The following is a 25,373-nucleotide window of genomic DNA, read 5'->3' on the forward strand; positions in this document are numbered from 1 at the left end:
GACTTAAGCGTCTTTCTTGGCAGTCAGATACTCAATGAACTCGGGACCGACGGTCGTAACGTCGCCGGCACCCATGGTGAGCAGCAGGTCGCCCTCGCCCACCATCTGCTCGAGCTCCTGATTGAGCTCAAGACGGCTGGAGCAGTACACGACCTCCTTGCCAGGATGCTTGGCGCGCACGGTATCGGCGAGCATCTTAGAGGTGACACCCGGAATGGGCATCTCGCCAGCCGAGAACACATCAATCAGCAGCAGTTTATCGGCATTGGCAAATGCATCGGCAAAGTCGTCGCACAGGGCCTGCAGGCGCGAATAGCGGTGCGGCTGGAACACGACATCGACGTGCTTGTAGCCCAGCGAGGAAGCGGCAGCAAGCGTCGCCTTGATCTCGGTGGGGTGATGGCCGTAATCATCGACCACGGTGATGCCATCGATATCGCCCACGTGGGTAAAGCGACGGCGGACGCCCTCAAAGCTCGAGAGCGCCTTGGCGGCGGCGTCGATGTCAAGGCCCAGGACATGGGCGACGGTGAGCACCGCCGTGGCGTTGAGCATGTTGTGGCGACCGGGGTTGCTCTTAATCTCGACAGCGTGCTCGGTGCCGTCCTCAAAGCGAACGATAAAGTCACTCTGGATGCCCTTGACATCCGGGTGCACGCAGACGATGTCGTTGCTCTCGGCAAAGCCGTAGGAAAGCACGTGACGGCCCGTCGACTTGGCAAGCTCGACCAGATGCGGGTCCTCGCCGCAGACGATGACGGTGCCGTCCTCGCCCACCAGGCTCATGAATTTGGCGAAAGTTGCCTCGATCTCCTCGATACCCGAGTAGTGATCGAGGTGGTCGGCCTCGACGTTGGTCACAATGACTACGTTGGGGTTCAGGAACAGGAAGGAGCTGTCGGACTCGTCGGCCTCGGCGACAAAGTAGTCGCCCGAGCCGTTCTTGCCGTTCGTGTCATAGCCCTCGACGATGCCGCCGATCAAGAAGCTCGGATCCAGACCCATGCGGTCGAGCATGGTGGCGCACATCGAAGACGTGGTGGTCTTGCCATGCGTGCCGGCAACAGCGACGGTAGTGTAGCCGTGGCCCAAAGCAGAGAGCATCTTGGCACGGGGCCACACGGGAATGCCCAGCTCGCGAGCGCGCACGAGCTCAGGGTTGGACTCCGGAATAGCGGTGGAGACAACAACCACGTCGGGCTTGACCTCGTCGATCGTGGCTGCCTCATGGCCCACATGCACCTTCACACCAGCGCGTGTAAGCTGGCGGATATAACGTGATGTCTTAAGGTCGGAGCCGGTAACGGCATAACCGCGCTCGTGCAGAACGAGGGCGATGCCGCTCATGCCGGCGCCGCCGATACCGATAAAGTGGGCGCTCTTAAACTCGGGCGCGGAGGTTGCAGTCTGGGAATCAGCCATGTGCTCGTGTACTCCTTGCGTAAACACTGCCTGTAACCCGTTAACTGTACCGCACCTACCGCATCAGCGCGAGGGCGACCGACGATATCCCGTCTAACTAACGCAAACCCTCTACCGCATCGGCCAGAAGAGCGGCGGCCCTATCCTGAGCCAGACCACGCGCCGCCTGACGCATGACGTCGCGCTCTGCCGCGTCATCGACCAGGTGCAGCAGCTCATCGGCAAAGGCAGAACCGTCGATATCGGCATCGGCACAGAGCACGCCGGCCCCGGCGTCGACCAGATAACGGGCATTGGTGGTTTGGTGGTCGGCCGTCGCATGCGGATACGGCACGAGTATCGAGGGCACGGCGAGCGCAGCGATCTCGGCCACGCTCGATGCACCCGAACGCGAGAGCACCAAATCGGCAGCAGCCAGCATATCGCCCATGTTGTCGATGTAAGGCTGGACGCGGTAACGCTTCGCCTCCTCGGGCGTCAGCGCCAAAGCGCGCTCGGTCTCCCCAAAGCCGTCGGCACCCGTCGAATGCAACACATAGAGGTTCTTGCGCGAAAGCAGCTCGTTTTTGAGCGAAGCCACGCGCTCGTTGAGGTGCTGGGCGCCAAGTGAACCGCCAAAGACGAGCAGCAGCGTAGCGTCCTCGGGAACGCCAAGTGCCTTGCGGCCGCGAGCGCGATCGCCCTCGATCACCGAGCGACGTACGGGGTTGCCGGTCATGAGCACGTGGTCAGGGTCACCTTCGCGCTCAAAGACCGAGCGCGCTGCCGGCACCGAGATGCACACGCGAGCGGCGTGGGAGTTCATCATCTTGTTGGCCAGGCCCGGAACAGAGTTCTGCTCATGTAGCAGATACGGAACGCCTGCGCCCTTGCACCACCCCAGCAGCGGAACCTCGACATAGGCACCAAAACCGATGGCAGCATCGGGCTTGCCGACCTTTGAGAAATGACTGGCGAGCGCACGCTTGGCCTTGTTGACACGCCACAGCGAGGTCAGCGCCGTCCAGGGACGGGAGCGGTCGAAGCCCGTGACCGTAATGGGCACAAAATCAAACCCAGCCTCGGGGACCAGACGACCCTCGAGCTTGCGCGACTGGCCCACGAACACAACGTGGTGGCCACGGTCATGCAGCTCCTCGGCCAAAGCGAGCGCGGGGTTAATGTGTCCTGCCGTGCCGCCGGCTGCAATAGCAACGGTCATCTTATCGGTCATGGTAGTCCCTTCGTACACGCGGTCCCTGGTCGTCGGTGCGCAAACGCGCCGACGGGTCCGAGTTCAAATCGATTCGATTATATCCGCCGCCCGCGCTGCGAGGGCTGGGGCGCTGCGGACGACCTTGCGGCGCCGTCCGCGGACGTGGACGAGCTGCCGGCTCGGTCGCAGAGCCATCCAGAACGGTAAAGCCGTTACGCGAAGATCGCTCGCCGCGTACGTGGGGCACGCCGGCGGTACTCTCATCCATAACGGCAAAGCTCTCGCGGCGACGGTCGTACTCATCGCGACGGGCGCTCTCGTACGAAACGCGCAGGATCAGACCGGCAAGCATAAGCGACACAATAATCGACGAACCGCCATAGCTAATAAACGGCAACGGTTTGCCCGTCATGGGAAACACGTTGAGGATGCCCAGCGCATTGATCAAAAACTGCACCGCGAGAATGACCGCAGAGCCAGACGCCATGAGCGCGCCCCGACGATCGGTCGCCTGCTCGGCAATGCGAAACGCCGAGTAGATCAGCATCGCAAACACCAAGAAGAACAGGACGGTTCCGACAAAACCGACTTCCTCGCCAATGATGGCCAGGATGTAGTCATTGTGCGCCTCGGGCAGATACGAGTACTTCATGGTTGAGTTGCCGATGCCACGGCCGAACAGACCGCCCGAGGCAAAGGCCATGATGGCAAGCGTGGCCTGATAGCCGTCACCATACTCGTCGGCCCAAGGGTTCAAGGCAACCTGAATACGCACCATACGGTATGGCTCTGCGACAAGCGCAATCACGATCACGAGAATGCCGAAGATTAGCACGCCGATGATAAATCTGGGGTCGAGACCCGCAAACAACGCCATGCACATGAGGGTCAGCAGGATGATCAGGACGGTACCGAAATCGGGCTGGATAAAGATCAGAAAGAGCGAAATGCCCAGGTAGATGCCCATCTTGCGAAGGAATTCGTTGATGTTGCCACCGGGCGAAAAGAAGCGATCAAGCATGATGGCCGAATACGCAATGGCAAATGGCTTTAAAAACTCGGAAGGCTGGAACTGAATGCCGGCGATGTTGAGCCAGCGCGTGGCGCCACGGCTGCCGCTGCCCACCAAGAACACCAGAAACAGTAGCCCTATCATGCCTATGAGGAAGATCCTGAGCACATCCTCCCCAAACCAGCTGTCCGGCAAAACGCGCACGATGGCAATCAGCGCCAGAACACCGACCACGGCAAACGCAGCCTGTCGACCCAGAAAAAACGTCGCTGAGCCATTCTCGTGCAGTGCCTCGACCGAAGACGCCGAGTACACCATCAGCAGGCCAAAACACACCAAGATAAACAGACAGGCCATGAATATCAGACGGGGGCGCATGATGCGGGCGGGAACGCCGGCAATATAGCGTTCGCTAAACGACTGCCCGCCGCGACCGGAACGCGGTGTGCTACGCCGCGAGGAAGCACGGTCCGAGTCGGGCCTCCTCATACCTTGTCGGGGGCTCTCCTCTCTCACCGGCAACCCCTATTCCATTTGCGATTTCGCTGCAGCGGCAAGCTGGGCCACATAGTCCTTAAACACGCGGCCGCGCTCCTCATAGCCCGAGAACTCATCGAACGAAGAGCAGGCAGGAGAAAGTAAGATCACGTCGCCACGGCTCGACAGCGAACGGGCAACGTCCACGGCATCGCGTAGGTCATCCGCCTGGGCGATATCCACATCGCCATCGACATCGGCCTCGTCCATAGCGGCGGTGAAGCGCTCGCGCGCATCGCCAAAGCAGACGACCGAGCGCACGTTATCCATAACGACGCGCGCGAAGTCCGTGAGCGGCGTGCCCTTATCGTGGCCGCCGAGCAGCAAGATCACGTTGTCGTCGGGAAATGCCGTCAGTGCCTTCTCGACCGCGTCGGTGTTGGTCGCCTTGGAATCGTTGACGTAGCGCACTCCGTCAATCTCGCCGCACGGCTCCACGCGGTGCTCGAGCGGCTGGAACGAGGCCAGACCGCGGCAGACGCCATCGACATCGGCACCGACTGCCAGGGCAGCCGTGGCAGCGCACAGGGCATTGATAACATTGTGATGGCCCGAGATCTTGAGTTCGGACGTGGCGACAAGCTGAGTCTCGACGCCCTTCAGGCGCACGACCATTTTGCCGTCGCGCACAAAGGCGGCGTCTGCACCCTCGGGCTCGTCAAAAGCGACCTTGCAGATGCGGCGACCCGGCGTATAGATGTACTCATCGAACTCGTGAATGCCGGCGTCTTCGACGTCGACGACCACCAGATCGTCATCGACCATATTGTCAAACAGTTTGATCTTGGCAAGCGCATAGTTCTTATGGCTCTTATGCCAGCCCAAGTGGTCGGGAGTGATGTTGAGCAGCACCGCCACGCGAGGGTGGAGCTCGGTGGTCGTAGCAATCTGATAGCTCGAGAGCTCAGCCACAAACCACTCGTTGTGGGCTCGGCCGTCAATCTCGTTGATAGGCGGCTCGCCGATGTTGCCGACAGCTACACTGGCCTCACCGGAAGCCTTGAGCAGATAATCGGTCAGCGACGTGGTGGTCGTCTTGCCGTTGGTGCCCGTGATGGCAATCCAGTTATCGGGCGACAGGCGATAGGCAAACTCGGGCTCACCCATAATCTGGGCGGCATGCTCGCGCCCGGCCTTAAAGAAGCCCGAGAACTCCGAGATGCCCGGGCACGTCACGCATACGTCATAGGCGCCCTCGACCTGTTCGGTCCCATAGACAAACGACGCACTGGCAGCCTCGAGCGCACGCGTGGCGTCATTGGGCTCAGAGGTGCCGCCGCCATACACGGTAACGGCGCTTACGCGCTCTGGATGTGCCAGCGCCCAGCGGGCGACATCGAGACCGGATTTGCCCTGACCCAAAACGAGCAGGCTAAAGACATCAGCAAGAGGCATGAAAGACCACTATCCCAACTGGAAGAACAGGGCAAGGCCAACGGCACCAAATGCCGCAGCGATAATCCAAAAACGGATGACGACCTTGGTCTCGGCCCAACCCTTCTTTTCGAAATGATGATGGATGGGCGCCATAAGGAAGACGCGCTTGTGCGTAAAATGGAAGTAGACAACCTGAATCATGACCGACAGGGTCTCAACGATAAACAGGCCACCGATGATGAGGGAGACGACCTCGGTGTTAGTCATGATGGACGTACAGGCAAACGCGGCGCCCAGAGCAAGCGAGCCGGTATCACCCATAAAGATGCTCGCCGGATAGCAGTTGAACCACAGAAAGCCCAGGCAGGCACCGGCACACGCGGTGCAGAAGATGGACAGGTTCACGTCTCCGTGCAAAAACGCCATGGCAGCCATGGCGAGCATGGCGATCATGGAGGTGCCGCCAGCAAGACCGTCAAGGCCATCGGTCAAGTTCACGGCATTAGAAAGACCGGCAATCATCAGCCAGCAAAAGACAATATAGAGCCACGGGAACGAATAGCCGCAGATGGTAGTCGAAAGCACGCCAAGGTCAATCGTCAACCCACCGGGAAAACGAATCTCGGGGGCGACGCCGCACCAGTTGACGGCAAGCACCGTAAAGGTGACACAGATAATGGTTAGGCCGATCATCTTGGCATGCGGCGTCAGACCGAGCGAGCGCCCATGCGTAACGGAGGTCAGATCGTCGATCAGGCCCAGCACGCCGGTCGCCAGCGTGGCGAGCAGCACGAGCACGAGCTCGGTGGTGAGCTTGCCCATCAGCAGGCAGGTCAGCGAGATCGCGACGAGGATGACAACGCCACCCATGGTGGGCGTTCCCTGCTTAACCAAATGACGCTTGGGGCCGTCGGCACGAACCTGCTGGCCGATACCCTCGACCTTGAGCAGCTTAATCCACCACGGCATGAGCAGCAGCGCAATGGCTGCGGCGATGCCAAGCCCCAAAAAAGCCTGATACGTTGGATACGAGGGATTGCCGAACATGGGCTAGCACACACCTTCCACAAAGCGGTCGAGCTCAACAAAGCGGGAACCCTTGACCAGTACAACATCATGTTTTTCAAGCGCGCCGCCCATGCGGTCGAGCACCTGCTGATAATCGGAGAACACCTGGATGCGGTCCTCGTCCATGCCCATCATGCGCGCGGCATCGGCCATAAGCTGGGCCAGCTCACCACCCACGCACGCCAGCATGTCGAGCTTCTTGGCGGCGGCATAGGCGCCCACGAGCTCATGCATGCGAGGAGCCTCATCGCCCATCTCGCCCATCTCGCCCAGGATCGCCATGCGAGACCCCGTGCATGAAAGCGAGCACAGCAGATCGAGGCCGGCTGCCATCGATTCGGCGCTGGCGTTATAGGAATCGTCGATGATGCGTGCACCGCTCTTGGCGCGCTTGATCTCCTGGCGGTGCCCGGTGATCGTAAGACCCCTAAAGGCAGCATCGATCTGCTCGGGCGTCACGCCCAGGCGATAGGCAACCGCGGCGGCCTTAACGGCATTAGGAACGGACTGCACGCCGGGGATGGCAAGCATGGTATCGATTGTCTCGCCCTGACCAAAATCGAGCGTAAAGACCGGACGGCCCTCGTCATCAACGCGAACGTCGCGGGCGCGGACCTCATCATCGTCAGAGACACCGGCCAGCATCACGTCGATACCAGCAGGCTGGGCGAACGTATCGCGAATGAACGGCGTAAAATCGTCCTCGCCGCCCAAAACCAGCAGCGGCAAATAGTCGCCGGCGGCGCACATGCCCTGGACAATCTCGGCCTTAGCGCGGGCGATGTTCTCGCGACTGCCCAAAATGCCGATATGAGAGGTGCCGATCTTGCTCACGATGGCAAGGTTGGGATTGGCGGACTGGGACAGGCGCTCGATCTCGTGGAAATGGTTCATGCCCATCTCGAGCACCAGGACCTCGGTATCGGCCGGAGCGGAAAGCACCGTGAGCGGCATGCCGATCAGGTTATTGAAATTGCCCTTGGTGGCCCAGACACGATAGCGCTTGGCGAGCACAGCGGCGAGAACGTCCTTGGTCGTCGTCTTGCCGATGGAACCGGTAATGCCAACGACCAGGCAGCCAAGCTCCAGGCGATACGCGTGCGCCAAACGCAGCAGAAACTCCTCGGGATCATCGGTCAGCAAGATGGCACAGCCCTTGTCCTGCGCCAGCGAGACCAGCTCGGCCTCGGGCTCACGCGTCATCACGACGGCGCCGGCACCCGACTGGACGGCACGGGAAGCAAAATCATTGCCGTCGACGTTTTCACCGGGAAAGGCGACGAAAATCGTCCCTTCCTCGACCTGGCGCGAGTCGATAACGCACCCGCGGCATACCCGATCGACTTCTCCCGTCACGGTTCGGGCCCCTGTTGCGGCCGCGAGGTTGTTGACGGCGATCTCTATCATTGCAGCTCCCCTGTAAACCTAAATAATGCTATCGGCGTATTGTATCCCAGCGCCGCGCATGCGTGGTGCAGGGCATGTGAACACCCCTCATATGGGACAACAAACCACGCCCCAAAGATTGTAACCCCCTACTTCGTGTGTGGGATACCCAGCACGTCGAGCGCGTTGGCCATAATGGACTGGAACGGCACCGCAGCGGCATCTGAGCCGCTCGGCGTTCCGTCGAGCGTGATATAGCACAGCACCTTGGGCGATTGTGCCGGTGCAAAGCCCATAAAGGACGACATGTAGTTCTCCTTGAGGTAGCCGCCGTTCTCGTCGGCACGTTCGGCCGTACCGGTCTTACCCGCCACGTCATAGCCGTCAACCGCGCCGCCAACGCCCGTTCCCTCCGACACGACCGTCTGCATGCACGATGTCACCTGGGATGCGGCGTCCTCCGAAATCGCGCGCTCGCCTTCGCCCCAGTCCTTCTCGTCGCCTTTGCTGGACTTATAGAAGTGCGGGGTCATCATCACGCCGCCGTTGGCGATGCCGCCCACGGCACGTGCGATCTCAATCGGTGAGACAGACAGCGCCTGTCCAAAGCTCATCGAACCCAGCGTGGCGCCGTCATACTGGTCACGCTCCTTGACGATGCCCAGGCTCTCGCCCGGAAAATCGACACCAGAGCTGTGACCGATGCCCCACTTGTCCACATAGGCAGCAAAGTCGTCGGCACCGATCTTGCGCCCCACCAGGACAAATCCCACGTTGGACGAACGGCGCATCATCTCGCGCACATCCATGGTCATGGCGTAATCGCGCTTGTCGGCATCGGTGACGGTATCGTCGCCCACCTTGATGCTCGCCGGCACCTCAAACGACGTACTCGACCGCACGACACCCAAGTCGAAGCCGGCGCCCGCCACGAGCGTCTTAAAGACCGAGCCGGGCTCGTAGGCGTCGGTAACCAGGCGCAAGTTCATATCCTCGGTCTTGGCGTTTTCCAAATTGGTCTGGTCGTAGGTCGGATACGAGCAGGCTGCCAAGATCTCGCCTGTCGTAGGATCGGTGACCAGCGCCGAGCCGTTCTTGGCCTTTGTCTTCTCGACAGCCTCTGCCAGGGCATCCTCGGCCGCACGCTGGATATTGACGTCGAGCGTCGTCACGATATCAACGCCGTCGACCGCAGCCACCTTTTTATAGGCACCGCCCGCGATATAGCTGCCGTCCCTCGCGCGCTCGCGTACGAGAGAACCGTTCGTGCCGGTCAGAAGCTTGTTGTATTGCTTTTCGAGACCCGTCAAGCCGTCGTTGTCTACATTCACTACACCCAGCACCTGCGATGCCAGATTGCCGTATGGATATACGCGCTTCATGGCCTGCTCAAAAAGCACGCCGGGCAGGTTCTTCTTCTCCAGCGCCGCAGCGTCGTCTTCGTCCACCTGACGCTTGATATACACCCAGGTTCCATCGGACTCAACGAGCTTGCGGCAGGTCTTTTTATCGATTCCAGTTGCCTTGACCAGCGCCGACACCGTCTTGTCAACATCCTCGACAAGCTGGGGGTTCACGGCGATGTTGCGACATTCGACCGACGACGCCAGCACGTTACCGTTGCGGTCGTAGATGGTGCCACGTTTGGCATAGAGGGTCTGCGCAAGCAGGCGGCGCGCATCGGCACGCTCGCGCAGTTTATCGGCTTCGACAATTTGATAGTCGGCAAGGCGAAAGACGCCCAAGCCCAAGCCAAGCCCAATGAAGCCCATGACGGCTTTGCGGCGAGGCAGAGGCGTGCCCGTGAGCCATTCGGTCGACGAACTCTTGCGCGACCTGGTGTTATGCACTTGAGGGCCGCCCGAGCCGCGAAGTCGCGACGCCGGGTCGTTGCCACGGGACTGCCCGGCGTTGTAAGATTGCCGACCCGTTCCTTGATAACCAGAACGCCCCCGCGACGAGGGACGTCCAGAACCGCGGCCCCCATCGGAACCGCGGCGATAGTCATTTGTCATACTCAGCTACCGTCTTGCTACTGAGCGGTCGCGGTCGCGTTGGCGCCCGCGGCTGCATCCTGCGAAAAGTCAAGTGTAACGCTCTCGCTGGGCTCCACCATGCCGTAAGCGCCCGCAAGGTCGCGAATGCGCGTGTCGGCGCCATAGACCGAATGCATGACCTCCAGGTCGGAGCTCTCATCGGTCGCCTTTTCGAGCGTGTTGGTAAGCTCGGCGTTGCTGTTGAGCACCTGGGCCGTAACGCCGGCGAGCGCCACGCGGGCGACGCCGATCGTCATGAAGATGGCCGCAATGATGCAAAACGTTTTAAGAACGCTCATGAAAACCGGGCTTACCGCCTGGTTTGCCTGACGGCCCGCGCCCGTGTAGACATCAAAGCGCGGCGTGCGCTGCTCACGGGGAGCAACGGGGGCCTGCGGCGTCTCACGATAGGCGGGCATGGCGTTCATATCATAGGCGAGTGCTGCGCTTGAAGTGTTGTAGCCCATGATATGCCGCCTCCCATCCCGAGTACGTTGGTAGTGTGTTTAAGCTTCGTTTATGGTGCGAGCGGGAGGTCCAATATCGCGCGGTCGTGCCTACAGACGCTGCGCCACGCGGATTTTGGCTGATCTCGCCCGAGGGTTGCGCTCAACCTCATCAGGCTGGGCAACCAAGGGTTTGCGGGTGATGACCTTGAGTATCGGCACGTTGCCGCACACGCACACCGGAATCTCCGGCGGACACGTGCACCCCTGGCTCATCTCCTTAAAGTGGTTCTTTACGATACGGTCCTCGAGCGAGTGATACGAGATGACGCAGATACGTCCGCCCGGGTTGAGCCACCTGGTGGCGGCATCAAGCCCTCGTTCGAGCACATCGAGCTCGTGATTGACCTCGATGCGAATGGCCTGGAAACTTTTCTTGGCCGGGTGTCCGCCATGCCGACGAGCGGCAGCCGGGATACCCGCCTTGATGATCTCGACAAATTGGCCGGTGGTTTCGATCGGTTCTTGCTCGCGGCGGCGCACGATCTCGCGCGCGATCTGCGAGGCGAACTTCTCTTCGCCGTAGACGCGTAGAATCCGGGCGAGGTCGTGTTCGTTATAGGTGTTGATGACCTCAGCTGCGTTTAAGGTGTTATTACCCGGATCCATCCGCATGTCCAATGGGGCGTCCTCGTTATACGAAAAGCCCCTGCCAGGGATATCGAGTTGCGGCGACGAAACGCCCAAATCGAACAGGAAGCCATCGACCCCGGGCACCTCGGCCGAGCAAAGCAGCTCGTCCAAGTCGCCGAAGTTGCCCTTCAGCAGCTGGTGCGGAACGCCGGGAACCTCGCGGTCCAGACGGGCGCCAGCGGCCTCGAGGGCCATGTCGTCCTGGTCGACGCCGAGCAAAAGGCCCGTCTCCCCCACCTGCGCGGCCATCTTTACCGAATGGCCGGCACCGCCAAGGGTGCAATCGCAGACAACGGAGCCGCTCTTTAGCCGCAGCGACTCAAGCACTTCGCCGAGCATGACAGGTTCATGCCGATATTCTTGTGTCAAGATCCCACGCTCCATCCGTTACCCGTGCCTTGCCCTTACGAGAAGAAGAGGTCCAGCAGGGCCTCATCGTCATCGTCCTCATCGGCCGCGGCGCGATCCCAAACCTCAAGGTGGTCGTAGTTGCCCACAACCGTGACCTCGCGGTCGAGGTTCGCCTGCTTGCGGAGAGACTCAGAAAGACCGATACGACCGGCGCTGTCCACGTCCATCGACGTGGTGCGCTTGTTGATCGCCCTCATGAGCTTCTGGTCATTAATGTCACGCGGGTTAAAACCCTCATGGCCCTCACGACCCGCGAAGAGTCCTTCGACCCACTTATCGAAGGCCTCGGCAGAGAACACGTACAGAGCATCGACATCCAGGGCTTTAAACACGCGAACGTGCTCTCCAAGCTCCTCACGAAGGGGTGCAGGCAGGGACAGACGACCTTTTGCATCGAGATTGCGCTCGTATGCACCCGTCATTCCCATGTGCGCCCTCCCCTCGGTTACTCAGATGGCACGTACGCGGGGAACCACCCCGCCTGTCGACGTCATCAATAATATGGGGAACCGCCCCATTTTTCAACACCTTTCCCCACCCCTTCCCCCACGCCACCCCAGCACTCCACCCTCAATATGTTGTAAAACACCCCCGAGCATATGTTCGAAAACACAATATGTTGTGTTTGCAGCAAAGGCGGGATGCCACCTGTAGAACCACGCCCGCGAACCTCAACCTTCAAGTTGACCTTGAGGCGATTTTTACGTCCCTTTACACACCGTTCACATCGCCCCCAAACTCCCCCACCCACGGCACACACGGCCCACCACCGCGTCGGTGTCTGGCAAAAAATGGGACGGACCCCAGATTGCCCATGCACGCAAAAGTGCGTCTCGGCAATCTGGGGCCCGTCCCCCTTACTATGTATAAATATGCAGGTCAGCGGGGTACTAGCGATGTGCCAGCGGATGCGCCGCCAGATAGACCTCGGTCAGTTGCGTGCGGTCGACATGCGTGTAGACCTGCGTGGTCGAAATATCGGCATGGCCCAAAATCTCCTGCAGCACACGCAGGTCGGCACCGCCCGCGAGCATGTGGGTGGCAAAGGAGTGGCGCAGGGTGTGGGGATGGAGCCCCACCAGCCCCACCTGGCGCCCATACCGCTCGCATATCGCATGCACGGCCTGGCGCGACAGGCGACGTCCGTTCTTATTTAAAAAGACCGCCGAGGTCTCCGTCCCGTGAGCATGGGCGGCCAGGAGCGTGCGCCCGTCACCTATATAGTGTGTCAAGGCGCGAGCCGCGCTTCCCACCAACGGGGCCAGACGCTCCTTGGAGCCCTTACCGCGCACCAGGACAAACCCGTCATCGATATGGATATCGCCCACATCGAGCCCAACCAGTTCACTCACGCGCAAGCCGCAACCGTAAAGCACTTCCAAGATGGCATGGTCGCGCAGACCCATCTCGCCCTCGGGAAAGTCTTGATCGAGCAGCGCCGAGACATCCTCCACCGAAAGGTATTCCGGCAGGCGATCTGCCTTTTTGGGCAGGCGCAACGCCGCCGTCGGGTTTTGGGCCACGGCCCCATCGCGCACCAAAAAGGCATGCAGGCCCTTCACGGCAGCAAGCGCGCGCTCCACCGAGGCGTCGGAATAGCCTCCGTCGCGGCGATCGGCAACAAAGCCCTCCACGACCTGACGGCTCACATCTTCAAAAGACGCAATGTCAGCCCGCTCCAGATAGGCGCAGTACGTCGTCAGGTCACGACGGTAGGCCGCAATCGTATTGCGCGCCAAACCCCGCTCGACCGCAAGGTAATCGAGATACTCCCCCGCCACCACAGCGAGCGACGAGGGAGTAGCTTCGGTATGTTCTTGGTTCGCCGGCACCCTTAGTCCGTAGCGAGGTTCATGGGCGTCACCTGCAGGCGATCGACACCCTCGTGCTGACCGATCGAGGCACGCACGAACTCTCGGAACAGCGGCTGCGGGTTGGTCGGACGGCTCTTGAACTCGGGGTGAGCCTGGGTTGCCACATACCACGGATGCACGTCGCGCGGCAGCTCGACCATCTCGACCAGGCGCTCGTCGGGCGAGAGGCCAGAGATAACCAGACCGGCGTCCTCGAGCTGGTCGCGGAAGGCGTTGTTAAACTCAAAGCGGTGACGGTGACGCTCGTAGACGAGATCCTCGCCATAGGCCTCGCGCGCGAGGGAATCGGCAGCAAGCTTGCACGGATAGGCGCCCAGGCGCATGGTGCCGCCCTTCTCGGTCACGTCCTCCTGCGAGCTCATCAGGTCGATGACACTATACGGGCCATCCGGATCGAACTCGGAAGAGCTGGCGCCGGCAAGGCCGACGACGTTGCGGGCAAATTCGCACACGGCCACCTGCATACCCAGGCAAATGCCCAGATACGGAATCTTGTGCTCGCGGGCGAACTCGGCCGCGAGGATCTTGCCCTCCAGGGCACGCTTGCCAAAGCCGCCAGGGACCAAGATGCCCGAGGCGTCACCCAGGACCTCGGAGACGTTCTGCTCGTCGAGGCTCTCGCCATCGACCAGCTGCACGTCAACGTGGCGATCGTAGAACACGCCCGCGTGGTGCAGGGCCTCGATAACCGACAGGTAGGCATCAGGCAGCTGCGTATACTTGCCCACGACGGCGATCTTCACCTTGTCGGCGTGCTGGTTGGCATGGTTCTGCTTGCGCAGGAATTCGTTCCACGCACTCATGTCGCGCTCACGCGGGTCCAGACCCAGACGCTCGCAAATGCGCAGGTCAAAGTCCTGCTCGGCAAGCAGCTGCGGAACATCGTAGATGCTCGCGCAGTCCTCGTTGGTAAAGACACAGTCGGTGTCGACGTCGCAGAAGCTTGCGATCTTGCCGCGGATGGCATCGTCGATATGGTGGTCGGAACGCAAAACGATAATATCGGGCTGGATACCAAAGCTGCGGAGCTCCTTGACGGAGTGCTGCGTCGGCTTGGTCTTGACCTCGTGGGCGGCGGCGATATAGGGAACGAGCGACACGTGGATGTAGCAGACGTTCTCGGGGCCGGCCTCCTTGCGGTACTGACGAATGGCCTCGACAAACGGTTGGGACTCGATGTCGCCGATCGTGCCGCCCAGCTCGGTGATGACTACATCGGAGCCGGTCTGCTCCTCGATGCGGCGGAACTTATCCTTAATGGCATTGGTGACGTGAGGAATCACCTGCACGGTACCGCCTAAAAAGTCACCGCGACGCTCGCGGGCGATTAGGCTTTTGTAGATGGCACCGGTCGTAAAGTTGGAATCGCGGGTCAGGTTCTCATCAATAAAGCGCTCGTAATGACCCAGGTCCAGGTCGGACTCGTAACCATCCTCGGTTACAAAGACCTCACCATGCTGGAACGGGCTCATGGTACCGGGGTCGACGTTCAGATACGGGTCGGCCTTCTGCATCGTTACTTTGTAGCCACGCGACTTGAGCAGACGGCCCAGCGAGGCCGCGGTGATACCCTTGCCCAGGGACGAAACCACGCCGCCGGTTACGAACACATGCTTGGTCATATTGAGTTACCTGCGCTTCCCGTAGAAGTTGTTTATCCACATCTTACGGGTCTTCATTGTAATACTCGCGCCGCGGACCGTCCGCAATTTTTCTCGCGTGCGATTGCATTTCTCAATCTTGAAACAAAACGCCGCCCGGTTTCCCAGGCGGCGTCGCTATGGCAAGGGTTACATGCTGCTATCGATCAGCAACCTCGTCCTCAAGCATTTCTTGAACGAGCATGCCGGTACGGACGCCCTCAAGATACCACTCACCACGTTCGGTGAGGCAAATGCCATTTGCAAGCTGACCGCCGTCGTCGCTATAACGCGAGACGACATCAATCATGCCTTCGGAATCCAAGCGATCGATTGCGGCGCGGGCACGATACGGCGAAACCCCCACGCGCTCGGCAAGCGTTTTGCGCGAGAAACCATACGGCCCGCCATTGTCTTCGGTTTGCTGGTCGATCTCCATCAACACCAGCACCTCGACACGCTTCATATCGTTGACACTCGCACGACCCTTGCCCGCCATAGCAGCCTCCTCAAACCGAGCACGAGCATCTAACGCGCCGTGCGCGACCGACACACCTCACGATGGCAGGTAATATCCATCATGCGGCATCCCGCTAAGGATGAAACAGTTACGGTTATTGTATACCGCTCAAATTGTTTCTAGGCAGGTAAACAGCTATTTTTCGCCGAAATAGGCGCTTTATTGATCAAAAAGCCGTACCGGGCGCTAACCCGATACGGCCAAAATGCAATGCAATTACCGCGGTGCTTCAAACTTAGCGATGGAAGAAACCGCGGCGCTCAAACTTGGGCTCGCAGCACACGTTGATGCCCAACTTGCGTAGTACCGTCTCGTCCGTCGGCGAGATAATCACGCTAAAGAAGGCATCGCAACCGCGCAGCTGCTCCAGGCCCGAAAGGACACGAGCGGCCGTCTCGCTCGTAGCCGAGGTGATCGACAGCGCCATAAGCGTCTCGTCGGTGTGGAGGCGCGGGTTTTTGCTGCCCAGGAAATGCGTCTTGAGCTTGCTGATGGGCTCGATCGCCTCGTCGCTGATGACCTCGAGCTCAAGGTCGACGCCCGAGACATGCTTGAGGGCGTTCATGATCAGCGAACTCGCAGCGCCCAAACGCGTTGAGGTTTTACCGGTCACAACGGAACCGTCCGGCATGACCATGGCGCCCACGGGACCGCCCGTCAGCTGCTCCCTAGTAAGGGCGGCCGAGCGTGCCGGCGAATAGTTCTTATCGATGCCGGCCTTCTTCATAATAATCTTGAGACGATCGACTTGCTCATCGCCCACGCCGGTACGGCGCACATTTTCGACCGCGGTAAAGTAGCGGCGGACGATCTCCATCTTGGAAGCGTCGCGGCAGGCATCGTCATCGGTGATGGCAAAGCCGACCATATTGACGCCCATGTCCGTGGGGCTCTGGTAGGGGCTCTTGCCCAGGATCTTTTCCATCAGGGCACGGACCACCGGGAAGGCCTCGACGTCGCGGTTGTAGTTGACCGTGGTCTTGTTGTAGGCCTCAAGGTGGAAGGAATCGATGATGTTGGCATCGTCGAGGTCCGCCGTGGCGGCCTCGTAGGCAATATTGACCGGATGCGTCAGAGGAAGATTCCAGACCGGGAAGGTCTCAAACTTGGCATAGCCGGCGGCAGTGCCGTGCTTATGCTCGTGATACAGCTGCGAGAGGCAAGTGGCGAGCTTGCCCGAGCCAGGGCCGGGCGCCGTCACGACAACGAGCGGACGCGTGGTCTCGACGAACTCGTTCTTGCCGTAGCCTTCGTCAGAAACGATCAGATCGACGTCGTGCGGATAGCCCTCAATGGGATAGTGCAGCTTGGCGGGAATGCCGAGCGCATTCAGACGATTGCGGAAGACGTCGGCAGCGGGCTGACCGGCATACTGCGTGATAACCACGGCCGCGACAGCAAAACCGTTGCCGCGGAACAGGTCGACCAGGCGCAAGACGTCCTCGTCATAGGTAATGCCAAGGTCACCACGAGCCTTGTTTTTCTCGATGTGGTTCGCGTTGATCGCGATGATAACCTCGACATCGTCGGCGATGCTTTTGAGCATGCGGAACTTGCTGTCCGGCTCAAAACCCGGTAGCACGCGGCTGGCATGATAGTCATCGAACAGCTTGCCGCCAAACTCCAAATACAGCTTGCCGCCAAACTGCGAGATGCGCTCCTTAATGTGAGCAGCCTGCAGCTCGATATACTTCGCGTTGTCGAAACCCTGGCGCATGTATGGCTCCCGTCCCGTTTCGTAAATTAAGTTCCTACGCGATTATAACGGAGCCTGCCCTCCCCGATGCCCAGGCCATCAACAGGCACCAACCAAACACGCCATCGATAAGTTGCGGTGAAATAGCTCCTGTTTAACCCCTCAAGACGGCCAAACGGGAACTATTCCACCGCAACTTCCCCTTTTGGCGCAAAGTAACCTGACCCCTTTGCACCAACAGCAGAAACGTCGCGGGCAGAGAACGGACAGCGAACAGACACCAGAGCGAGCAAGCCGCCCCCTGCGCCAACAATGGCAGCGCCGCAGGTTGAGCATAAGTCAGCGAAAGCCCACCAGAGCGAGCAAGGTGACGTGAAAGAGGAGGGCATAGGCCTTTTGGCCATGCCCGACGATTGAACGTCAGATTGCCGCTCTGGCGGGCTTGCAGCGTCGAGTGGTTCCGGCGTTTGGTAAAACGCCGGAACACAAGAGCGCCCCCTCCCGCGCACGGAACGGGAGGAGGCTAAAGGTAGGAGTCTACCGGTGGGGTTACCCCACCGGACAGACGATGACCAGGTGATCCTTTACAGGATCGTCATGGTTTCCGTGGGGTACCCAAGGGGTACTTAGAGCATCACGCAAGCGACGGTCAGGATGATGGCGCAGACGACGGAGAGAGCGACGATGAGCTTAAGAGCAAACTTGAGCCAGGTCGTCCACTCGATCTTGGCCAGAGCAAGACCGCCCATGATGGCGCCGGAGGTCGGGGTGAACAGGTTCACGACGCCGATGGCGGCGGAGAAGATCATGACCATGACCTCGGGCGAGAAGCCGAGCTTAACAGCCAGCGGTCCCATGATGGGCATGGAGACAGTAGCCATACCGGAGGTCGAGGGGATCAGGAAGGACAGGCCGAAGTAGACCAGGAAGCTCATGGGAGCGAAGATCACGCCGGACAGGCCAGCCAGAGCATTGGCGGCAGCGTCGAGGACGTAGACGTCGAGGCCGGTGCTAGCCATGAGGACGGAGATACCACGGGCGAGGGCGATGACGAGGACAACGGACATCATGTCGGCAGCGCCGGTGATGAAGGTGTTGACGATCTGCTTCTCGGACAGGCCGCCGATAATACCGATCAGGACAGCCATGAGGAAGAACCAGGTGGAAGCCTCGTCGAAGTACCACTGACCAATGGGCAGGCCGGTGATCAGGGCAGACCAGCCCTGAACGATGGCGTTACCGTCAGCGTCATAGACAGCGCCAGCATCGAAGAAGTTGGCGACGCCCTCGTTAAGGTCGGCCAGCGGGATGAAGCCGACGATCATGACGACGAAGGTGAAGGCAAAGGCGATCAGAACACCCTTCTGACGACCGGTGAGCTTGACCTCCTTGTGAACCTCGGAAGCAGCCTTGCCGTGAGCCTCTTCGGCGTCCTTGAGCTCCTGCATCGAAAGGATGGTGGAACCCTTGTCAGCCTTGACCTTCTTGGCATAGCTCATGACGAAGAAGATGGACATGGCGGTGGTAACAATCCACAGGACGGCACCGAGGCCGATGATGATGGACTGGTTGACCTCAATGCCAACGCCAGTCAGAGCGTCAACGGCAGCACCGACGGCAAACGGGTTAACCGTGGAGCCGAGGCAGCCGCAGCCAGCGCCGAGCAGGACGGTAGCAGCGCCGACCATGGGGTCGAAGCCAGCAGCCATCATGGTGGCGGCGAGCAGGGCGTAGAAGGGAACGGTCTCCTCGCACATACCATAGGTGGTACCACCGAGGGAGAAGATGAGCATCAGCACGGGAATGAGCATGATCTCATTGCCCTTAAGCTTCTGCACCAGAACGGCAATGCCGTTGTCCAGGGCGCCGGTCTCGGTCATCATGCCGAGGAAGCCGCCGAGGATCATAACGAAGAGGCAGACGGGCAGAGCGTCAGCGAAGCCCTTGACCGGGGCGGTGCAGAAATCGCTCAAGCGGGCAGCGGTAACCGCGCCACCGGACGTACCGGAGACGATAACGGTAACAACCGCGACGATTGCCAGCAGAGCAAGAAGAATGGTGAACGATGAAGGCATACCGCGCTTTTTCTTAGCGGTCTCAGTCATAGTTCTCATCCCCCCTTCATAAATCAATTACTGATCTCGCCCGAAGCGGCTCTTCCGTGCCGTGCATGTCGCTCGATGCGAGATTTTTACCAGACAAAAGCGCTCGGGGTGCGCAGCAATGCACCCCGAGCGAGATGCTAGATGCTCTTACTTGAGCGTAGCGTACATGACAGCCTTGATGGTGTGCATGCGGTTCTCGGCCTCGTCGAAGACCTTGGAAGCGGGGCTCTCGAAGACCTCGTCGGTGACCTCCTGCTCGGTGATGCCGAACTGCTCGCACTTCTCGGCGCCAATCGTGGTGTTGGTGTCGTGGAAGCTGGGCAGGCAGTGCAGGAAGATGGCACCCGGGTTGGCCATAGCCATGACCTCGGAGGTAACGCGATACGGGGTGAGCTGAGCGATGCGCTCGGCCCAGACCTCGTCGGGCTCGCCCATGGAGACCCACACGTCGGTGTAGAGAACGTCAGCGCCGGTGACGCCGTCCTTGACGTCGGTGGTCAGCTTAATGGTGCAGCCGTTGGCCTCAGCGATGGGCTTGCAGGCCTCGATGACGTCGTCAGCGGGCATGCACTCCTCGGGGCCGCAGGCCACGAAGTTCATGCCGAGCTTGGAGCAGACGACCATGAGGGAGCGAGCGACGTTGTTCTTGCAGTCGCCCATGAAGACGAGGGTCTTGCCCTTGATGTCGTAGTTGAAGTTCTCCTGGACGGTCAGGATGTCGGCGAGCATCTGGGTGGGGTGCCACTCGGTGGTCAGACCGTTCCACACGGGCACGCCGGACTTAGCGGCAAGCTCCTCGACGTCGTCCTGGGCAAAGCCACGGAACTCGATGCCGTCATACATGCGGCCGAGAACGCGGGCGGTGTCCTCGATGGACTCCTTCTTGCCCATCTGCGACGAACCCGGATCGAGGTAGGTGACGCCCATGCCCAGATCCATGCCGCCGACCTCGAAGGCGCAGCGGGTACGAGTGGAGGTCTTCTGGAAGAGCAGGACGATGTTCTTGCCCTCGAGATAGCGGTGAGGAACGCCGGCACGCTTCATGTCCTTGAAGTTCTTGGAGAGCTTGAGCAGGTACTCGATCTCCTCGGTGGTGAGGTCGAGGAGCTTGAGGAAGCTACGGCCGGAGAGGTTAACACCCATGGTTCGTATCCTTTCGAAAAAGTGAATTACTAAAAAGTGGTGCCCGTTTGACGGGCGAAACCGGTGCGGTTGTAGGGGGACCGCACCGGAACCGATAAAGACTTAGAGGTCCTCGCGCCAGAAGGGCATGCTCATGCAGCGCGGGCCGCCGCGGCCGCGGGAGAGCTCGGCGGAGGGCACGACGAGAAGGTCCAGGCCCTCCTTGTACAGCACGTCGTTGGTGACGGTGTTGCGGGCGTAGACGCAGATCTTGCCGGGCTCGACGCACAGGGTGTTGGAGCCGTCGTTCCACTGCTCGCGGGAGGCCGCGATCGGGTCGCCGCCGCCGCAGGGGATCAGCTTGACCTGGTCGACGCCGGTGGCGTCCTCCAGGACGTGCTCGAGGGTGTCCTCGATCAGGCGGATGTTCACGTCGCCCGGGTTCTTGCCGGCGGTAAGCTCGTAGACGCGCAGGGTGCCCATGATGGCGGGGTGGATCGTGAACTTATCGACGTCGATCTGGGTGAAGACCGTGTCGAGGTGCATGAAGGCGCGCGAGACCGGGATGTCGAAGGCCAGGATGCGCTCGACCTTGGAGTCGGAGTTCCAGAAGATGTTCTGGGCCATGACGTCGATAGCGGCGGCCTGGGTGCGCTGGGAGATGCCGACGGCGAGGGTCTTCTCGTTGATGTTCAGCACGTCGCCGCCCTCGGTGTGGAACTGGCAGTCGCGGCGGAAGTACAGGGAGACGTCCTTGTAGTCGGGGTGGTACTTGAAGACGTACTTGCCGTACAGGGTCTCGCGGTTGCGGGTGACCGAGTACATGCGGTTGAGGTTGACGCCCTCGCCGACGACCGCGAACGGGTCGCGGGTGAAGTAGAGGTTGGGCATCGGGTCGATGATCAGGTCGGACTCGGACTCGGAGTTGACCAGGGAGTCGAGGGTCGTGGACGCCGTGAGGGGCATGTCGATCTCGGCCTTGGTCATGCCGGCCATGGTCTTCTTGACGAACTCGAGGTTGTCCTCGATGGAGTCCAGCTTCTCGCGGACGATCTGCGGCATCTGCTGGCCGCGGATGCCTGCCTCGGCGATGTACTGGTCGGTGAACTCGGCGCGGGCGCCGGGGACCTGGTCGAACACCTCTGCGACGAGGTTCTCGAGGTAGAGGACCTCCACGCCCTGGTCCCTCAGGATCTGGGCGAAGGTGTCGTGCTCCTGCTGTGCGACCTCCAGGAACGGGACGTCGTCGAACAGGAGTCGCTCGAGCTCGTCGGGCGGCAGGTTGAGGAGCTCGTCGCCGGGACGGTGCAGGCAGACCTTCCTGAGCTTGCCGATCTCGGAAGGCACGTGCAGACCTTTCGTCATGGCCTCCTACCTTTCTTTCGGGCCCTTGTCGGGGCCGATTCGTTAGCGCCCCTCCGTGTGAGGCGTTATTGCTGACGACATATTTATATCCAAAATCAGCCCATACTTCCACCTTGCCCCCGAACGGTTTTATATGAGGGGTGAACGGCATACACATATACTTCACGCATGGTACACTTTGACTTAATAAAGTGTATTTACGTGCTTAAATGCCTTTTTAACCGAAAAATCAATTGGAACTAATCTTTCTTAAACCACCCTCGATTTGCATATTTCACGCAAAGGTATGAATAGAATTCGCAATTCTTGCTACGTCTCAACCATTTTGATTTTTATTCAGAAAAAAGTTCGTCCTATTCATTTTTGCAAACAGGCTACCGTTTACCAGACGTTGGATACCGTTCACCGGAAGCTCAGTATAAGGCCCATCGAATACACCGTCTGCTTTGCGCCTCCATTTGTAACAAGTTGATTTTTTCGGCGGTAAAGACAAACAGACCCGCCCCCAAGGGAGCGGGTCTGCATTCGGTATATCTAGGGCCCAGAAAGGTTTAGGCCCTCGAAAGCCTCAAGGGGCTAGCGATCGAACTCGGCCAGCGCCTCGCCCAGAAGCCTCAGGCCCTCGCGGAGAACGCCTTCGCTCGCGCAGTAGCCCAAGCGCGCGCCGCAGGGAAGCTCAAAGCGGCTACCGGGAACCAGCAGCACTCCCCTCTCGGCCAACAGGCGCTTGCAGAACTCCTCGTCGTCCTCGGGAATATCCAGTTGGATAAACGAGGTGGACACGCCCTGCGGGGCCGTCCAGGAGACACGATGCTGCGTATCGATCCATGCCTGAGCGATATCACGGTTGCCAAACACGATCTTACGGTTGCGCCCAAGGATCTTATCCCTGTGCTCGAGCACGTAGGTCGCCAGAGCGTCGTTGAACACGCCGCCGCAGATCATGGTGTAGTCACGATAGGTGCGGATGCGGTTGGACACCTCTTCGTCGGCCACGACCCAGCCCACGCGGGCCGCAGGCGTCGAATAGGTCTTGGACACCGAGTTGGTGACAATGGCCTTCTCGTACACGTCGACCATCGACATAAAGGACTCGGTGTTCTCGAGCGGCAGGTACACCTCGTCGCACAGCACGTAGGCGCCCACCGAACGGGCAATCTCGGCAATCTGGCCGAGCGTATCGGCATCGAGCACCGTACCGATGGGGTTCGATGCGTTATTAATGCAGATGAGCTTGGTGTTGGGGCGCACCGAGCGCTTGAGCTGTTCGATATCGGGCTTCCAGCCGAGCTCCTCGCGGAGCTCCCAATACTCGACCTCGGCACCCAGCGTACGCGGGATCTCGTAGAGCGGCGCATAGGTAGGCCACTCGGCAATCACGTGATCGCCGGGCTCCACAACGGACATGATGGCGTTGAGGTTAGCGCCCGTGCAGCCATTGGTCTGCAGAATGTGATCGGGATTGACCTCGCGACGATACAGCTTGGCAACCTCGGCCTTAAACTCCGGAGAGCCCTCGATCCAGCCGTAGTTCATCTTCTCGCGGTCCAGGCGCTCGTAGAACGTGGCGCCGTCCTGCTCATCGAGCGCGCGCAGCTCGCCCATGGTGAGCGACGAGATCGTCGACTGGGCGATGTCCCACGTGGCGCTCTTCTCCCAAACGTTGAGCCATTCCTCAACGCCAATCGTCTTAATGTCCATGGCCAAGCTCCTTACAAAAGCAGTCATCCAACCGTGTTGACGTTCCTCATACAAGATTGGGGCGGCGCGAAAACCCGCACCGCCCCAATGGGAGACATCTAACGTCAGCTAGATGTATGTATTAAGACCTATACGGGTCCTAGAAGACCTTAGAGGTCCTCGCGCCAGAAGGGCATGCTCATGCAGCGCGGGCCGCCACGGCCGCGGGAGAGCTCGGCGGAGGGCACGACGAGAAGGTCCAGGCCCTCCTTGTACAGCACGTCGTTGGTGACGGTGTTGCGGGCGTAGACGCAGATCTTGCCGGGCTCGACGCACAGGGTGTTGGAGCCGTCGTTCCACTGCTCGCGGGAGGCCGCGATCGGGTCGCCGCCGCCGCAGGGGATCAGCTTGACCTGGTCGACGCCGGTGGCGTCCTCCAGGACGTGCTCGAGGGTGTCCTCGATCAGGCGGATGTTCACGTCGCCCGGGTTCTTGCCGGCGGTAAGCTCGTAGACGCGCAGGGTGCCCATGATGGCGGGGTGGATCGTGAACTTATCGACGTCGATCTGGGTGAAGACCGTGTCGAGGTGCATGAAGGCGCGCGAGACCGGGATGTCGAAGGCCAGGATGCGCTCGACCTTGGAGTCGGAGTTCCAGAAGATGTTCTGGGCCATGACGTCGATAGCGGCGGCCTGGGTGCGCTGGGAGATGCCGACGGCGAGGGTCTTCTCGTTGATGTTCAGCACGTCGCCGCCCTCGGTGTGGAACTGGCAGTCGCGGCGGAAGTACAGGGAGACGTCCTTGTAGTCGGGGTGGTACTTGAAGACGTACTTGCCGTACAGGGTCTCGCGGTTGCGGGTGACCGAGTACATGCGGTTGAGGTTGACGCCCTCGCCGACGACCGCGAACGGGTCGCGGGTGAAGTAGAGGTTGGGCATCGGGTCGATGATCAGGTCGGACTCGGACTCGGAGTTGACCAGGGAGTCGAGGGTCGTGGACGCCGTGAGGGGCATGTCGATCTCGGCCTTGGTCATGCCGGCCATGGTCTTCTTGACGAACTCGAGGTTGTCCTCGATGGAGTCCAGCTTCTCGCGGACGATCTGCGGCATCTGCTGGCCGCGGATGCCTGCCTCGGCGATGTACTGGTCGGTGAACTCGGCGCGGGCGCCGGGGACCTGGTCGAACACCTCTGCGACGAGGTTCTCGAGGTAGAGGACCTCCACGCCCTGGTCCCTCAGGATCTGGGCGAAGGTGTCGTGCTCCTGCTGTGCGACCTCCAGGAACGGGACGTCGTCGAACAGGAGTCGCTCGAGCTCGTCGGGCGGCAGGTTGAGGAGCTCGTCGCCGGGACGGTGCAGGCAGACCTTCCTGAGCTTGCCGATCTCGGAAGGCACGTGCAGACCTTTCGTCATGGCCTCCTACCTTTCTTTCGGGCCTTTCGGCCGAATCTCTCAGCACCCTTCCGTAACGGGTGCTGCTTGCTGACAGCTCTAGTTATATCCAAATTCCAACCGCAATTCCACCTCGCCCCCGAACGGTCAACAAAGTTCGATGAACGGTATATCGAATATGATTCCCCCATAATGCACTTCGGCGTTCTAAAGTAGCTTTTCTAAGGTAAATGCTCTTTTTTCTTAAAAAATATTTCTGATTGCATCTCTAAGCTTTTGATTCAAAATTGCATAGCTAAACCGATTTTATGTATATAAATGACGCTTGTTCGCCATTCTGCCTGTATTCGATGATATTCAGCTCTCTATCATTCTTATTCACACATACGCTCCGGTT

At 60.1% G+C, this 25,373-nt stretch carries 19 protein-coding genes; all 19 read right to left on the minus strand.

Features of this window, described 5'->3' with window-relative positions; genetic code table 11:
* Positions 1-3: 3 nt before the first annotated feature.
* The gene (murC, locus tag AAAV21_RS08220) at positions 4-1,422 is read right to left on the minus strand and encodes a UDP-N-acetylmuramate--L-alanine ligase (RefSeq protein WP_099431529.1); all 1,419 of its coding nucleotides are present in this window, start codon (positions 1,420-1,422) and stop codon (positions 4-6) included.
* Between the two features lie 97 nt (positions 1,423-1,519).
* The gene (gene murG, locus AAAV21_RS08225) at positions 1,520-2,635 is read right to left on the minus strand and encodes an undecaprenyldiphospho-muramoylpentapeptide beta-N-acetylglucosaminyltransferase (protein WP_349108778.1); all 1,116 of its coding nucleotides are present in this window, start codon (positions 2,633-2,635) and stop codon (positions 1,520-1,522) included.
* The gene (gene ftsW, locus AAAV21_RS08230) at positions 2,625-4,118 is read right to left on the minus strand and encodes a putative lipid II flippase FtsW (protein ID WP_349108780.1); all 1,494 of its coding nucleotides are present in this window, start codon (positions 4,116-4,118) and stop codon (positions 2,625-2,627) included. The genes murG and ftsW overlap by 11 nt, the downstream gene beginning before the upstream one ends.
* A 36-nt stretch (positions 4,119-4,154) precedes the next feature.
* Entirely contained in the window at positions 4,155-5,561 is a 1,407-nt protein-coding gene (gene murD / locus AAAV21_RS08235; RefSeq protein WP_349108782.1) for a UDP-N-acetylmuramoyl-L-alanine--D-glutamate ligase, read from the minus strand.
* 9 nt (positions 5,562-5,570) lie between these two features.
* Positions 5,571-6,590, minus strand: a complete 1,020-nt coding sequence (gene mraY / locus AAAV21_RS08240) for a phospho-N-acetylmuramoyl-pentapeptide-transferase (protein ID WP_089571579.1) — start codon at positions 6,588-6,590, stop codon at positions 5,571-5,573.
* Between the two features lie 3 nt (positions 6,591-6,593).
* Positions 6,594-8,018, minus strand: a complete 1,425-nt coding sequence (gene murF, locus AAAV21_RS08245) for a UDP-N-acetylmuramoyl-tripeptide--D-alanyl-D-alanine ligase (protein ID WP_117584228.1) — start codon at positions 8,016-8,018, stop codon at positions 6,594-6,596.
* Between the two features lie 128 nt (positions 8,019-8,146).
* Positions 8,147-9,847: a penicillin-binding protein 2 gene (locus AAAV21_RS08250; RefSeq protein WP_332068160.1), complete on the minus strand. Its 1,701-nt coding sequence runs from the start codon at positions 9,845-9,847 to the stop codon at positions 8,147-8,149.
* A 182-nt stretch (positions 9,848-10,029) separates the two neighbouring features.
* On the minus strand, positions 10,030-10,500 hold the full coding sequence (locus AAAV21_RS08255) for a hypothetical protein (protein WP_022094483.1): 471 nt from the start codon (positions 10,498-10,500) through the stop codon (positions 10,030-10,032).
* Between the two features lie 90 nt (positions 10,501-10,590).
* Entirely contained in the window at positions 10,591-11,556 is a 966-nt protein-coding gene (rsmH, locus tag AAAV21_RS08260; protein WP_006234266.1) for a 16S rRNA (cytosine(1402)-N(4))-methyltransferase RsmH, read from the minus strand.
* Positions 11,557-11,576: 20 nt separating this feature from the next.
* Positions 11,577-12,011, minus strand: a complete 435-nt coding sequence (locus tag AAAV21_RS08265; protein WP_006234269.1) for a division/cell wall cluster transcriptional repressor MraZ — start codon at positions 12,009-12,011, stop codon at positions 11,577-11,579.
* Positions 12,012-12,473: 462 nt separating this feature from the next.
* Positions 12,474-13,415, minus strand: a complete 942-nt coding sequence (gene xerD / locus AAAV21_RS08270) for a site-specific tyrosine recombinase XerD (RefSeq protein WP_349108783.1) — start codon at positions 13,413-13,415, stop codon at positions 12,474-12,476.
* A gap of 2 nt (positions 13,416-13,417) precedes the next feature.
* The gene (locus AAAV21_RS08275) at positions 13,418-15,079 is read right to left on the minus strand and encodes a CTP synthase (protein WP_349108784.1); all 1,662 of its coding nucleotides are present in this window, start codon (positions 15,077-15,079) and stop codon (positions 13,418-13,420) included.
* Between the two features lie 178 nt (positions 15,080-15,257).
* Positions 15,258-15,596 (minus strand): hypothetical protein, encoded by a 339-nt coding sequence (locus AAAV21_RS08280; RefSeq protein ID WP_040358312.1) that lies wholly within the window; start codon positions 15,594-15,596, stop codon positions 15,258-15,260.
* 256 nt (positions 15,597-15,852) lie between these two features.
* Positions 15,853-17,334, minus strand: coding sequence for a DUF1846 domain-containing protein (locus tag AAAV21_RS08285; RefSeq protein WP_022094206.1), 1,482 nt, complete (start codon positions 17,332-17,334; stop codon positions 15,853-15,855).
* A 605-nt stretch (positions 17,335-17,939) separates the two neighbouring features.
* Positions 17,940-19,418 (minus strand): YfcC family protein, encoded by a 1,479-nt coding sequence (locus tag AAAV21_RS08290; RefSeq protein ID WP_117635385.1) that lies wholly within the window; start codon positions 19,416-19,418, stop codon positions 17,940-17,942.
* A 147-nt stretch (positions 19,419-19,565) separates the two neighbouring features.
* A complete protein-coding gene (argF, locus tag AAAV21_RS08295) occupies positions 19,566-20,561 on the minus strand; it encodes an ornithine carbamoyltransferase (RefSeq protein WP_117584234.1) in 996 nt (331 codons plus the stop codon).
* Between the two features lie 102 nt (positions 20,562-20,663).
* The gene (arcA, locus tag AAAV21_RS08300) at positions 20,664-21,905 is read right to left on the minus strand and encodes an arginine deiminase (protein ID WP_117774421.1); all 1,242 of its coding nucleotides are present in this window, start codon (positions 21,903-21,905) and stop codon (positions 20,664-20,666) included.
* 576 nt (positions 21,906-22,481) lie between these two features.
* Positions 22,482-23,606 (minus strand): aminotransferase, encoded by a 1,125-nt coding sequence (locus tag AAAV21_RS08305; RefSeq protein WP_349108787.1) that lies wholly within the window; start codon positions 23,604-23,606, stop codon positions 22,482-22,484.
* A 149-nt stretch (positions 23,607-23,755) separates the two neighbouring features.
* Positions 23,756-24,997 carry an arginine deiminase gene (gene arcA / locus AAAV21_RS08310; RefSeq protein ID WP_117774421.1) on the minus strand — a complete coding sequence of 414 codons (1,242 nt, stop codon included), beginning with the start codon at positions 24,995-24,997 and terminating at the stop codon, positions 23,756-23,758.
* Positions 24,998-25,373: the final 376 nt, after the last annotated feature.

The organism is Collinsella sp. CLA-AA-H302, assembly GCF_040093305.1.
Taxonomy (GTDB): Bacteria; Actinomycetota; Coriobacteriia; order Coriobacteriales; family Coriobacteriaceae; genus Collinsella.